Below are 13,924 nucleotides of genomic sequence, written 5' to 3'. Positions count from 1 at the left end.
AGGCCTCGCTGCCGCCGGTTGGTGCCGATCGTCGCCGGTCGCGGCCGATCGCCGCCGGGGCAGTGGCTGGGGCGCCTGGAGGCATGCGGGTTGAGTCGCCTTACGGCTCGTAGTAAGGCTCTCGCTGTGACCAGCGAGAGCGCACCGCAGCGCGACAGTCGGCTGGGCGATCCAGCGCGCGCCGGGCTGAGAGCGCGAGCGGTCGCGGCCATGGCCCATCCCCGCCTCGTCGACGTCGTCAGTGCCCCACCCGAGCACGTCCTCCCGCAGTCGGTGGCGGCGGCCTTCGCCCGCCAGACCTTCGCGGGACGGCTGCCTCAGCTCGAGCGACTGATGCCGATCTTCGACCACGTGGAGGTCGAGACGCGCCGCATTTGCCAACCCCTCGACTGGTACCAGCACGATCACACGCTCGCCGAGACCAGCACCGCCTACATCGAGGCGGCGACGACGCTCTGCGCACGGGCCGCTCGCGCGCTGCTCGAGCGGCAAGGCCTAGCGCCCGACGCGATCGATCGCGTCATCTACGTCAACACGACCGGCCTCGCCACCCCCTCGATCGATGCGCGGTTGATCAACGTGCTCGGGCTACGCCCCAACGTGCGGCGCACGCCGATCTGGGGCCTCGGCTGCGCCGGCGGCGTGGCCGGGCTGGCGCATGCGTATCAGCACGTCGCCGGTCATCCACGCGAACGCGTGCTGCTCTGCTGCGCCGAGCTCTGCAGCCTGACCTTGCTCCGCGATGACGCGACGACGAGCAACCTGGTCGCCACCGCGCTCTTCGCCGACGGCGCCGCCGCCGCGCTGATCGCGGGCGCCGAGACGGGCGATGGCGGCTACGAGCTGATCGATAGTCGCTCGACGCTCTACCCGGACTCGCTGCACGTGATGGGCTGGAACGTGGTGTCGCGCGGGCTCCAGGTGGTCTTCGATCGGCGCATCCCGCAGATCGTCGATCGCCACGCCTGCGCCGAGCTCGATGCCTTTCTCGGCGCCCACAACCTGATGCGCGCCGACGTCACCGAGTATCTCTTCCACCCGGGGGGACCCAAGGTGCTCGCCGCCTACGCCGCCGCCTACGGGGTCGGGCTCGATCGCTTCTCGTGGTCGCGGCAGACGCTGCACGAGTTCGGCAACATGTCGTCGGCGACGGTGCTCTACGTGCTCGAGCGCTATCTGCGGGCGCAACCACCCGGGCGCGGGGGTCTCGCCGTGCTCTCGGCGCTCGGTCCCGGTTTTTCCTCGGAGTCGCTCTTGATGAGGCTGTAGCGGACCGACCCCCAATCAGGACTCCGCGCAATTCCCCGCAGACCCGGGGCGCGCGGGCCTACTTCTTCAGCGCCTTGGCGAAGGCGTGGGCCATCGCGCCAAGGGGGCGTGGGGGCGTGGGGGCGGGAGGGCGAGCCTTGCCGGGGTGACGGGGCGCAGGCGCCTTGGGGCTCGGCCGCGCTTCCCCCAGCGCGTCGCTCGCGGCCCCCTGATCCGCCGTGCGCTTCATGCTGAGCGAGATCCGCTGGCGCGGTAGGTCCACCGCCAGCACGCGGACCTGCACGACGGCGCCCGCCTTCACCACCTCGCGCGGGTCGCGGACGAAGCTGTCGGCGAGCTGCGAGATGTGCACCAGCCCGTCCTGGTGGACCCCGACGTCGACGAAGGCGCCGAAGTTCGCGACGTTGGTCACGACACCCTCGAGCCACATCCCGGGCTGAAGGTCGCTGACCTGCTCGATGCCGGCCCTGAAGGTCACGCTCTTGAACTCCGGACGCGGATCGCGGCCCGGCTTCTCCAGCTCCTTCAGGACGTCGCTGACCGTGGGTAGACCGAAGCGCTCGTCGACGTAGGCCATCGCGTTGACCCGGCGCAGCAGCCCGCTGTTGCCGAGCAGCGCCTTGAGCTCAGTCCCGGTCGTCGAGACGATCTGCTGCACCAGCGGGTAGGCCTCTGGATGGACGGCCGAGGCGTCGAGCGGGTTGTCGCCCTGCATCACGCGCAGAAAACCCGCGGCCTGCTCGAAGGTCTTGTCGCCAAAGCGCGCGACCTGCCTGAGCTGCTCGCGGTTCGCGAAGGGGCCGTGCTGATTGCGATGCGCGACGACGTGGCGGCTGAGGCTCGGCGAGAGCCCCGAGACATAGCGCAGCAACGCCGCCGATGCGGTATTGACGTCCACGCCGACGGCGTTGACGCAGTCCTCCACCACCGCATCGAGGCTGCGCGCCAGGCGCGGCTGATTGACGTCGTGCTGATACTGGCCGACACCGATCGCCTTGGGGTCGATCTTGACCAGCTCGGCCAAGGGGTCCTGCAGCCGCCGCGCGATCGACACGGCCCCACGCAGTGTTACATCCAGCTCTGGCAGCTCCTCGGAGGCCAGCTCGGAGGCCGAATAGACCGAGGCTCCGGCCTCGGAGACCACGACCTTGCTCAACCCGAGCTGCGGCTGGCGCTTGATCAGCTCGAGCACCAGGGCGTCGCTCTCGCGCGAGGCGGTGCCGTTACCGATCGCCACCAGCTCGACCGCGCAGGCCTGCGCGAGCTGCGCCAGCGTGGCAAGCGCCCCCTCCCGATCGTTGCGCGGCGGGTGCGGGTAGATCGTCGCCGTCTTGAGCAGCTTGCCGGTGGCATCGACGACGGCGACCTTGACCCCCGTGCGCAGCCCGGGATCGAGGCCCATCGTCACCCGCGGCCCCGCCGGCGCCGCCAGCAGCAGGTCCTTGAGGTTGCGCGCGAAGACCTCGATCGCCTCCACCTCAGCCACCTCCAGCAAACGCTGCTTCAGGTCGAGGTCGATGCGCGTCAGCAGCTTGACCTTCCAGGCCAGGCGCACCGAGCCCAGCAGCCAGCGATCTGCGCGCCGTCCCTCGTCGGCAATGCCAAAGCTGCGCGCGACCATGGCCTCGCAGACCTTGTGGCCCGCGTCCTCGTCCGCAGCGACCCTTAGTGTCACCCTCAGCACGTCTTCGTTGCGCCCGCGAAAGAGCGCGAGGGCCCGATGCGAGGGGATCCGCGCCAGTGGCTCCTCATGATCGAAGTAGTCGCGGAACTTCGCTCCGACGCCTTCCTTGCCCTCGGCAACCCGCGAGCACAGGAGCCCCTCGCTCCAGGTACGTTCGCGCAGCGTCGCCAAGAGCGCCGCGTCCTCGGCGAAGCGCTCCATCAGGATCTGCCGCGCACCCTCCAGCGCCGCCTCTTCGTCCGCCACCCCGCGCTCCGGATCGACGTAGCCGCGCGCCTCCGTCGTCGGATCACGCGTCGGGTCGCCAAGCAGCCCGAGGGCCAGCGGCTCCAGTCCCGCCTCCCGCGCGCGCTGAGCCTTGGTGCGACGCTTGGGCTTGAAGGGCAGGTAGAGGTCCTCGAGCAAGGTCTTGCTCGCCGCCGCGAGCATCGCCTGCTCCAACTCCGTCGTCAGCTTGCCCTGCTCGCGGACGCTCGTCAGGATCGTCTCCCGCCGCGCCTCCAGCTCGCGCAGATAGCTCAGGCGCGTCTCCAGCGCGCGCAGCTGCGCGTCGTCCAGTCCCTGCGTGACCTCCTTGCGATAACGCGCGATGAAGGGCACCGTCGCGCCTTCGTCGAGCAGCTTGACCGCCGCCTCGACCTGCGGGCGACCCACGGCCAGCTCGGCGGCCAGCGTCGAAATCACGTCCATTGGAGAGACCTTGCGCTGAACGCGCGGAAGAGGCTGGGCGGCGCGCTAGGGAGCAGGCGCGGGCAACACTACTCGGTGCCCGCCAGGCAGGTGAAGCCGAGCGTCGGGTGCCGACAGCAGCTCACCGGGCCGTCCTGCGGATCGCCGCAAAGACTCGGTTGCAGCGCCGCTTCCACCCCAGCAGCCGGGCAGTCCGTCAGCTCCTGGACCAGACAGCCGCTGCAGAGCGTCACCGGGTAGACGAAATCGTAGCTCGTGACCCGCGACCCGTTATGATCGCCATACGCTCGAACCGTCGCCGTGACGATCGGCCCCGATCGCAGCGTGGCCGTATCCGGCGTCGCCGCGACGATCGGCGCCATCAGCCGCGCCAACGTGCCCGAGATGATGTCCACGGCCGTGCCAGCCTCTGCGCCTGGCTCCATCCGCTTGCCGAAGGGCACTGAGAAGGTCGTCAGCTCTTCGGGCACGCCGACGCCACTCCAGGGGCCGAGATCGAGCTCGACGTCGAAGCCCTTGACCAGAATCGCGTTGCGCTCCGGTTGGTCGTCGTTGTTCTTCGTCGGCAGCAGGTCGTTGACCAGGAGCGGATAGAGCCTGTAGCCGGCCCGTATCGCCGGCAGTCCAAGCTGCGCCGCGCGCACGTCGAGCACGCCGCTGCCGCGGTAGACGCTGCTCCGGGTGGCCGGGATCACACAGCTCCCGCCCGATCGCTCGGGGAGCTGGTTCTGCGCGATATAGAACGATCGCTCGCCCACGCAGGCGCTAACGGAGGCAAGCGCCGCCGCCAGGGCGATGATCGAGGCCGCGGCCCCTCTGGCTCTGCTTCGTTTCATGCTCCGGTCCCCCGTCACTGGCCGACGCTCTGGCTGCGGTTGACGATCCGCGGCGTGATGAAGACCAGCACCTCTTCCCGGTCACTGGTGTCGCGCCGCGTCTTGAACAACCAGCCGAGGATCGGGATGTCGGCAAACCACGGCACCCGCTGCCAGGCGCGCCCGTCACGAGTGGTGTAGATGCCGCCGATCACCGCTGTGTCGCCGTCCTTGACCAGCATCTCCGTCTGGGCCTCTTTCTTGAGGATCGTGGGATCGCCGCGTGGCCCCGTATTGACGAAATCGGGCTCGTTGCGCTCGACGTTGACCTTCATGATCACGCTGCCATCTGCCGTCACATGCGGTTTGACGGTGAGGCTGAGCTTGGCGTCGCGGAACTGCGTCTGCACGCCGTTGGCGCTGACCTGAGAGAAGGGGATCGAGACGCCCTGTTCGATCTTGGCCTCGATGTTGTCCATCGTCGTGATCTTCGGCGCGCTGATGATCCGGATGTCGCCCTTGCTCTCGGCGGCGCTCAGCCGCAGGTTGACGTTGAACACGCCCGAGACCGAGCCCATCGTCAGACCCAGCGCACTACCGGAGTTGAGACCGGTGGCCGCGGGCATGTTGACCGCGAAGCCCGGATTCGCCGCCTGTCCGAGCAGGATCCCCTTGGTCGGCGACTGCCCGTCGTCGACGCCGCCGCCGATGCCGAGTTGGTTCGGAAAGACCAGACCCGTCGAGTTTCCGTTGGCGGCGGTGGCAGCGAAGGATCCACCCCATTGGATGCCGATCTGCTTGGTGTAGTTGGTGCGCGCCTCGATGATCCGCGCCTCAATCACGACCTGCGGCGTCTGCGTGTCCAGGTTGCGGATCATCGTTTCGACGAGGTTGAGGTTGCTGCTGACGTCGCGGGCGATCACCGTGTTGGTGCGGGCGTCGAAGGTGACCTTGCCGCGCGGGCTGAGCGTGTACTGCAGCTTGGCTAGCATGCTCGACGCCTGCGCATAGCTCAGCGGGATCAATCGCGTCTCCAGCGGCTGAAGCATCATCACCTGCTTCTGCCGCGCAATCTCGGCCTCGCGCTCCTTCTCCAGGTCGGCCAGCGGCGCGACGCGCAGGAGGTTGCCCTCGCGCACCTGCCCGAGGCCCTTTGCCCGCAGGATCACGTCGAGGGCCTGGTCCCAGGGCACGTTGAGCATGCGGATCGTCACGCGCCCGCCGACAGAATCGCCGGTGACGATGTTCACGTCGCCGACCTCGGAGAGCAGCCGTAGGATGTTGTGGATATCGGCGTCCTTGAAGTCCAGGTCGATCCGCCGCCCCGAGTACTGCCGACGCGGAGCGGGCGCCCGCGAGGCAGAGGCGGCGACCTTGGGCGCCGGATAGCTCTCGGCGACCTGCTGGTCGGTCGCAACCGCCGGCGCCGCGCGGCCGGCGAGCGCCGGCTTGGCTACCGACCAAAGGAGGACGCGACCCTCGCGGCGGAGGCGCTGGGTCGGCTCACCGCGCAGCGCCAGGCGCACCTGCACGGTGTTCGGACGAGTGGGGAGGACAAAGGAGCTAACCGAGCGGACGGGACCATCGAAGGCGGAGGTATCCAGGCTGCGCTGCAACGACGCCGGAAGCTGGGCGCCGCTGAGCTCCAAGAGCAGCGCCCCACGGGCACGTTCGACGCGCCATGTCGGGCTCTGCCCGCCATCCCAAGCGATGCGGACGACGGCCTGGGTCGGGCTGTCAGTAAAGCTCACCTCGCTGAGCCGGGCAGGTCTCCGCGCAGCGCTCGCGCGCTCGACCGCGTTGGCCCGCGACGCCGACTGCGTCTGCTGCTTGGCCTGCTTTGCCGTTTTGGCGGGCACGGACGCGGCAGGGGCCGCCCCGGCCAGCCCGGCGCCCGGTGCTCCGAGCAGCATGGCGAGCACGCCGGCCACCGCCAGGCGGTCAGCGCCCCGCGTGCTCAGCGCCGCCTGCGCGAGGAAATGCCGGACGGAATGCCGGGCGGAAGGTTGGAACAAACGCGGGGTGACCTTGCGCCCACGTCGAGCGTGTATCTGCCACCTCGCTCTGCTGGCCCGTACTGTGCAGCTCATCACCGCGTCTCCTTGCTCGCACGGCGCGCGCGGGCCGGTGCTTGCCGTTTTGGCGCGCACCGGCGCCTCGCATCCGCTTCGCCTCACCGCGGACACCCGCCCTCGGAAGTCCCAGCTCCCGCACACCGATGTCGGCTTCTCGGTCGCGCCGGGGCCAAGTCCCCCAGCCAGCGCCACGACCACCCTCGCTGCGGCGGGCCGCACCTCCGCCGATGCCTCGGCCCGATTCAGCCGCGGAGGCGCCCTGCCTCCCGCAGACACCGGCCGGCCTCGCGACCAGGCGCGGGTCGCTCGCCGGAACCGCGATCTCAAGGGCCCTCAAGTCAGGGGCGTTCCTCCCCTTGCTCATCCTTCGGGTGCATCTCGATCACACGGTCTGCCGCCGTCTGGCCCCCTTCGAGGTTCTCCTGGATTTCGACGACGACTCGGTCCGGAAGAATGTCCTTCACCTTGCCAGCGCTCTTGCTGATGTAATCGCCCCGCCTCACCGTCACACCGAGCCCCGTTGGATCGCGGAACATCGCGCGCGCTCGCGCATTGCCTGCCACGACGGCGATCAAATCGAGCTCGTCGAGGCCATAGCGCCCAAGGATGACCTTTCGTTGGATCTTCGCCGTGCGTTGCGGCGTGGTCAAGAATTCGGCGACATAGGGGCGAAAGGGATCGCGATTCTCGAGGCTCTCCACGAAGTCGCGGTCCACGAACTCGAGCCTGCTGCTCTCCGCGCTCGCTGACGGCGCCGGGGCGACGACAGCGGGTGCGGCTGCCGCCGCGGCGGGTGCGGCTGCCGCGCCCGCCGCGGCGGGTGCGGCTGGTGGCGCGTCATCGCACGAGGCAGCCAGCAACAGGCTCGCCACGGCGATGGTGGCCAGATAAGCGGCGCGCGCTGTCATCGCTCGGCTCCCACAATCTCTGCGCCGCGGCGGCCGCGCTCGGCGTGAGCAGGCCCACCGCGACACGCTGGCTAGCCTGGGTTCTTCTCCAGGAAGCGATACGTGCTCGACACGAAGCGCGCCTTGAGCACCATGCCCTGCGCGGTATCCTGCACATCGCCGAGCCCGAGATCTCGGATATTGACGATGCGCTTGAGCTGTCCGACCGAATAGAAGAACTTGTTGATCTGGTGATAGGTACCGGTGATCAGCATGCGGACCGGGATCTCTGCATAGAAATCTCGCGCCACCTCGGACTGCTTGTCGAAGGTGATGATATTGAGGCCCGCGAGCTCGGCCTGTGAGTGCAGAGACTGCAGGAAGTTCGGGATCTCGGCCTCGGTGGGCAGCACCTTGACCAGCTCCTTCTTCTCCTGCAGCAGCCCCTTCACCTCGGCGCGGAAGGCGATGTAGCGCTGCTTCTTATCCTCATAGCTGGCCTTCTCGCTCTGTAGCTCCGCCACCTGCGCCTGCATGGCGTTCGTCTGGTCGACCAGGTCTGCGTAGAGCAGGAAGTAGAACGCCGCGGCGACACCAGCCACGATGATGCCGAGCATCGCCAGCTTCAGCTTGAGCTGCAACCGGTCGAACTGCTGCAGCACTTCATTGACGCCGAGCGCCATTGGCTTCCCCCTCGCGCTAGTACTTCGCCGCGCAGGTCAACGAGAACCGCACTACCCGCAGCTTCAACCGATCGTCGAATATCTGGTCGTCGCGCTTGAGCTGTACATTGGTGAAGAACTTCGAGAGTGCGAGGCGCTTGAGCAGCTCCGCGACATCGTCGTGGTCCTTGGCCTTGCCGAGGATCGTCAGCTGCTTGCGCGCCTCATCGATCCGCTCGACCCAGAGCCGCCGCGGATTCCAGCGCGGATTGTAGCCGGCGCCTGGATCGCGATGCAGGAGCGCCTCGTAGGCCGTCTGATCGACCATCGGTCCCTTGCCGACGCTGAGGATTCCGCTCAGCTCGCGCAGCATCGCGACGGGACCGGTTCGACCCTTCTGCAGCGAATTAATCACCTCGCGCTGCGCCACCAGCTGGTCGCGCTGCTGCTTCAGCTTGTCGAAGTCGCCGACCTCTTGCTTGAGCTGCTCGATCTCGCCTTGGAGTTCGGACACGGCGCGCCGGCGCTCCTCGAGCGCGCTGGCCTGGTTCTCATGGACGATGAAGAGAGCGATCAGCTCGACCGCGAGCACGGCGCCGAGGACAGCGAACTGCCGACGACGCGCCTGCACCTTGCGCACCTGCCGCACGGGCATCAGGTTGATGCGAATCATGACGAAGGCCTCGTGTCGAGAGCGTGGGCGCGCGTGGTCATAGGTTGTCCCCCTCCTGGCGCAGGGCCAGTCCGACCGCCACCGCCGCCGTCGGCGCATTGGCGCGGACGTAGTCCATGTCGAAGGTCGACTCGTCGACCGTCACGGTCTTGAAGGGATCGAGCACCTCGATCGGCAGCCGCGCTCGCCGCTCGATCGCCTTACGCAACGCTGGGACCTGCGCGGTCCCCCCGGCCAGCACGACACGGTCGATCTGCCCCGACGAGGTCGTGGCGAGGAAGAAGTCGAAGGAACGCTGGAACTCCCCGGCCATCGCCTCGGCCTGCTGCCGGAGGATCTCGTCGACCTCTTCCGGGATCACCTCATCGCCCGCGGTGCCGCCGCACTTGTAGGCTTCGGCCTCCTCGTAGCCCACGCCGAGCTGCTTCTGGATCTCCTCGGTGTAGGCATTGCCGCCGAGGGTAACGTCGCGGGTAAAGGCGCTTTGACCGTTCTGCAGGATGTTTACCGTGCTGATCGACGCGCCGATGTTGAGCAGGGCCACCGTTTCGTTCGGCCGGCCGTAGTTGAGCTCGTAGCAGTTCTGCAGGCTGAAGGCTGCCACCTCGACGACCATCGGATTGAGGCGCGCCTCGCGCACCGCTTCGACGTAGTCAGCGACCACGTCCTTCTTCGCGGCCACGAGCAGCACCTCCATCTGGTTGTCGATGGCGCTGCTCTCGAGGATCTGGTGGTCGATTTCCACATCGTCCTTGGCGAAGGGGATATGGTGCTCGGCCTCCCAGTGGATCTGTTCCTCGAGCTCCTCTCGGGTCATCTGCGGCACCGTGATCTTCTTGATGATCACGGCGTGACCGGCCACGGCGATCGCGACATCGGTGTGGCGAATCTTGAGCTGCGCGAAGAGCGAGGCGATGGCCTCGGCAGCCGCCGACGCGTTCATCACCGAGCCGTCGACGATCGTCTGCGGTGGCACCGGCTCCATCCCGAAGTTGACGAGTTGGTAGCCGCGCTTGGTGCTCTTGAGCTGCACCACCTTGATGGCGCTACTGCCAATGTCCAGACCGATGCAGTTCTTGGCCATCGAGCCCCCCACGGCCTGCGTCGACCACGCGCTCAGGCGCGGCCAAGACAACCGACCGAACGTCCGCCGCTCTGCGCCGCTAGACGGCGCCTAACCGCATTACCTTTGGGGCTCGGCCCGCTGGGGCCCGCGTCGTCTCAGTCGTCGTCGCCGAAGACCGTCACGCGAGCCGTCGGTGTCAACCCCAAGGCCTCCAGAATCTTGCGCTTCGTATCCATCCGGCAGGGCATGCCCTTTTCCACGCGATCGATCGTCAGCGTGGAAAGACCTGCTCGCCGGGCCAACTCCGCTTTGCTCATCATCCGTTCGCTGCGGAGTTGACGCACTCGGTTCTGTTCGCGGCCGGGCTGCTTGCCCTCGCCTTTACGCACCCGAGCGGGTAGCGCGGCGGCGGGGGACGGGGCGGGAGTGGAACCGGCGTCTTCACTGGCGTTCACGGCGTCGGAACGCGCAGGCCCTGGGCCTGCGGTTGGACCGCCACCGCGCTGCGCACGCTCGGTTTCGCGGGTGCTCATGATGGTCTCGCTGGGTACCGTCGCCGGCCGGGCGAAAGGCGCCTGAACCGACGTCGACCATTATGGGACCCCCTGCCGCCTCGTGTCAAGGGCCGAGCCGTATCATTGACACATAATTATGTTAAACTTTGCTATTAAACACCGCTCAATTAGGGACGCGCACCCAGCCGCGCCTCAGCGTCTTCAGTCGTCGTTGCTGCCTACGTGAGGGAATCATCGCCCTATCCACGGGGCCGCGCAACAAATCCACCCATGCGCGCGGTTACAGATCGGTGATCAGGTAGTCCTTAATCTTGTAGAGCAGCGCGCGATGGCTGATCTCGAGCATGCGCGCGGCGGTCGTGCGATTGCCGCCGGTCTGCGCCAGCGCCCGGCGAATCAGCGCCTCTTCGATGATGCGGTTGTTTTGCTTGATGCTGAGCGTACCGTGCCGCAGCGCGCGCTCCACCGGATCGCCGTCGGCCCGCAAGCGCGACGGCAGATTCGCGACCTCGATGCGCGGCCCCTCGGCCAGGACCATCGCGTGCTCGATCGTGTTCTCGAGCTCGCGCACGTTGCCCGGCCACGGGTGCGCGATCAGCGCCTTCATCACCTCGCGCGAGACACTCGCGACCTCGAGCCCCAGGCGCTTGTTGTGGCGCGCGATCGCGTACTCGACGAGCAGCGGAATATCCTCAGGGCGCTCGCGCAGGGGCGGCAGCGTCAGGGGCATGACGTTGAGCCGGTAGAAGAGATCCTCGCGGAAACGCCCTGCCTGCACCTCCTGGTGCAGATCGCGCACCGTCGCCGCGACGACGCGCACATCGATCTTCACCGACTTAGCGTCGCCAAGCCGGCGCACCTCCTCCTCTTGCAACACCCGCAGCAGCTTGACCTGCAGGCTGAGCGGCAGCTCGCCGATCTCATCGAGCAAGAGCGTGCCGCCGTCGGCCTCGGCGAAGAGCCCCTTCTTATCCTGGGTGGCGTCGGTGAAGGCTCCCTTGCGATGGCCGAAGAGCTCCGACTCCAATAGACTCTCCGGAATGGCGCCGCAGTTGACGGCGACGAAGGGCGCGCGCGCGCGTGAACCCTGCTGATGAATGGCCCGCGCCACCAGCTCCTTGCCGGTGCCCGACTCGCCCTGGACCAGGACCGTTGTCTTATAATCGGCGAGCTTGAGCACCGTGCGCAGCACCTGCTCCATCGCTGGGCTGCGGGTGACGATGCCGGCGACCTGCTGGCCCTGGATCTGCGCCAGGTCCGAGCGCAGGCGGCGATTCTCCCGCCGCAGCCGCTCGCGTTCCTCGGCCTTGCGAATCATCAGCACGGCCTCGACGGGGCGGAAGGGCTTGGCAATGTAGTCGTAGGCCCCTTGCTTGAGCGCCTCGATCGCCGCATCGACGCTGCCGTAGGCCGACATGATCAAGATCACGAGCTCGGGCCAGCGCTGCTGCACCTCGGCCAGCAGCTCGAGGCCCGACATGCCCGGCATGCGGACGTCGGCCAGCACGACGTCGATCGGCTCGTGCTCGAGGGCGACGAGCGCCTCGGCGCCGCTCGCGGCAAGACTGACCTCGAGGCCCTCGCGCCCAAGGACGTTCTTCAACAACTGGCGAATGCTCTCTTCGTCATCGACGACGAGCACCCGCTTGAACCCATCGGTGGGCATTGGCGGCACCAGACTCGCTTTCTTTGGAGCGGGCGATCGTAGCGATTCCCACCGGCGCGAGCAAGGCGCGGGCCGTGGCGGTCCGCGAGGGGGCCACCTCCACCCCCGCTAATAAATGCCGCGCGGCCCGGCGGCGGGCTGGCTGCGCGGACGGCGGCCCTGTATAATCGGCCGGTCCGTACGCGCGCCGCACACTGCGGTGAGCGCGCCTGGCCGGCCCCGCTGGCGCCGCAGGGTGGCGACCAACCGATGGAGGACTCCTACGTGCGCAAGCGACTCCCCTCGCACTCGATCGCATCCCGCCCCGCCTGGTTCCTTGCCACTGCAGCGCTGATCGCGACGCCCGGTTGCGTCAGCCGACCGGTCGATAGTCCGCCTGCCGCTTCGGGAAACCAGACGACAGAGATCTTCCCGCAGACCCTGGACACCCAGGTCGATCTGCTCTTTCTCGTCGATAGCTCGCTTTCGATGGCCGGCGAGCAGGCGACCTTGAAGGCACAGTTCCCGGCGCTGATCGAGGCGCTGCGGACGCCAAAGCTCGGGCCCGCGGGCTGCTCGCTCGCGGCCGGCGACTGCAACATACCGGACGTCCACATCGGCGTGATCACGCCCGACCTCGGCTACGGCCCGGCCGTCGGTGGCTGCCGTGCCGGCGGCGATCAGGCGAAGTTGCTCAACCAGGCCCGCACGGCTGGCTGCCCGACACCCAACGATCCGTGGATCACGCTGACCAACGTCAAGGACTCCTCCACTGCAGATCCGGTCACGCGGATCGCCGAGGCCTTTGCCTGCATCGCCGCCGTCGGCGCGACCGGCTGCGGCTTCGAGCAACAGCTCGAGGCGACGCGACGGGCGCTCGACCCGGCGCTCAATCTCAACCCCGGCTTCGTCCGGCCCCAGGCCCTGCTGGCCGTGGTGTTGATCACCGACGAGGACGACTGCAGCGCGAGCAATCCGGCGCTCTTCGATCTTGGCAACCCCGCCTTCGGTAATTTCAGTGGCCTCGCAGCGAACTTTCGCTGCTTCGAGTACGGCACGCGCTGCCAGGGCGTCAGCCCCGAGGACGAGCGCAAACCGGGGCTGCGCCAGAACTGCACACCCGATCCGGCGAGCCCCTACCTGCACACCGTCACGGGGTTCAATAGCTATGAGACCTTCTTCAAGGGCCTCAAACCGACCGGCCGCATCCTCGTCTCCGCGATCACGGGACCGCCGACGCCGGTCGAGGTCAAACTCATCGCTCAACCCGGCGAGCCAACACCCTACCCCGAGGTCCAGCAAACCTGCTCGCTCGGCACCGCAGCGAGCGCCAACAACGGAGCCTTCCCGGCGATCCGCATCAGCGCGCTGCTCAACAGCTTCAATGCGCGCGCCGGCGACGTCCCGGGCTCCCTGACGTCGATCTGCACCGACGACTTCCGACCCGCGCTGCGCGAGGTGGGACAAAAGATCATCGGCGCGCTCGGTCGCCAGTGCGCAAAGTCACCGCTGCTCACGCGCACGGGAGCGCTGGCCTGCGCGGCCGGCGACGACCTCGGCGGCGGCGTCAGCTGCCCCGCACCCGGTTGCCTGGCGCAGACCGACTGCGACGTGCAGGAGGTGACGCCGACCACGGGCGGCGGGAAGACGACGATCACCGTACCCAAGTGCTCAGCGGCCTTGTTCGCCGACGAGAGCAACCGCGAATGCGGCAGCACCTGCCCCTGCTGGCGCTTCGTCAGCAACCCGCGCTGCGACCCGGCGACGGACGGAACGCCCTACGCGTTGCAGATCGTGCGCAAGGGTGAGCCGGATCCCGGTACCCAGGCGGAGGTGCGTTGTCGCGTGGCTTCAGCGCCCTGGGGCTCCGAGGCGCTGCTGCGCGGCCTCGACGGCGACGGCGACGGCCGGCCCGACCGCATTTGCCAGTGAGCCAGTGAGTC

General features: G+C 68.0%; 11 protein-coding genes. 2 read left to right on the top strand and 9 right to left on the bottom strand.

Features of this window, described 5'->3' with window-relative positions; genetic code table 11:
• Positions 1–126: 126 nt before the first annotated feature.
• Positions 127–1,269, top strand: a complete 1,143-nt coding sequence (locus IPL40_01005; GenBank protein ID MBK8479747.1) for a hypothetical protein — start codon at positions 127–129, stop codon at positions 1,267–1,269.
• Between the two features lie 58 nt (positions 1,270–1,327).
• On the opposite strand, the gene IPL40_01000 is transcribed toward IPL40_01005, so the two are convergent.
• The 9 genes from IPL40_01000 to IPL40_00960 form a co-directional block, all read right to left on the bottom strand.
• Positions 1,328–3,643, bottom strand: coding sequence for an RNA-binding transcriptional accessory protein (locus IPL40_01000; GenBank protein ID MBK8479746.1), 2,316 nt, complete (start codon positions 3,641–3,643; stop codon positions 1,328–1,330).
• A 68-nt stretch (positions 3,644–3,711) separates the two neighbouring features.
• Positions 3,712–4,479, bottom strand: a complete 768-nt coding sequence (locus IPL40_00995) for a hypothetical protein (GenBank protein MBK8479745.1) — start codon at positions 4,477–4,479, stop codon at positions 3,712–3,714.
• A 14-nt stretch (positions 4,480–4,493) separates the two neighbouring features.
• The gene (gene pilQ / locus IPL40_00990; protein ID MBK8479744.1) at positions 4,494–6,548 is read right to left on the bottom strand and encodes a type IV pilus secretin PilQ; all 2,055 of its coding nucleotides are present in this window, start codon (positions 6,546–6,548) and stop codon (positions 4,494–4,496) included.
• Between the two features lie 323 nt (positions 6,549–6,871).
• Positions 6,872–7,441, bottom strand: coding sequence for a pilus assembly protein PilP (locus IPL40_00985; GenBank protein MBK8479743.1), 570 nt, complete (start codon positions 7,439–7,441; stop codon positions 6,872–6,874).
• Between the two features lie 71 nt (positions 7,442–7,512).
• Positions 7,513–8,103, bottom strand: a complete 591-nt coding sequence (gene pilO, locus IPL40_00980) for a type 4a pilus biogenesis protein PilO (GenBank protein ID MBK8479742.1) — start codon at positions 8,101–8,103, stop codon at positions 7,513–7,515.
• A 16-nt stretch (positions 8,104–8,119) separates the two neighbouring features.
• The gene (locus IPL40_00975; GenBank protein MBK8479741.1) at positions 8,120–8,755 is read right to left on the bottom strand and encodes a PilN domain-containing protein; all 636 of its coding nucleotides are present in this window, start codon (positions 8,753–8,755) and stop codon (positions 8,120–8,122) included.
• Positions 8,756–8,792: 37 nt separating this feature from the next.
• On the bottom strand, positions 8,793–9,839 hold the full coding sequence (gene pilM / locus IPL40_00970; GenBank protein MBK8479740.1) for a type IV pilus assembly protein PilM: 1,047 nt from the start codon (positions 9,837–9,839) through the stop codon (positions 8,793–8,795).
• 137 nt (positions 9,840–9,976) lie between these two features.
• Positions 9,977–10,354, bottom strand: coding sequence for a helix-turn-helix transcriptional regulator (locus IPL40_00965; protein ID MBK8479739.1), 378 nt, complete (start codon positions 10,352–10,354; stop codon positions 9,977–9,979).
• A 262-nt stretch (positions 10,355–10,616) separates the two neighbouring features.
• Positions 10,617–12,002 (bottom strand): sigma-54-dependent Fis family transcriptional regulator, encoded by a 1,386-nt coding sequence (locus IPL40_00960; GenBank protein MBK8479738.1) that lies wholly within the window; start codon positions 12,000–12,002, stop codon positions 10,617–10,619.
• Between the two features lie 264 nt (positions 12,003–12,266).
• Here IPL40_00960 and IPL40_00955 point away from each other — a divergent pair, with 264 nt between their 5' ends.
• A complete protein-coding gene (locus IPL40_00955) occupies positions 12,267–13,913 on the top strand; it encodes a hypothetical protein (protein ID MBK8479737.1) in 1,647 nt (548 codons plus the stop codon).
• Positions 13,914–13,924 lie beyond the last annotated feature (11 nt).

The organism is Pseudomonadota bacterium (assembly GCA_016711215.1).
Lineage (GTDB): Bacteria > Myxococcota_A > Polyangia.
This window is presented reverse-complemented; position numbering and strand designations above follow the sequence as displayed.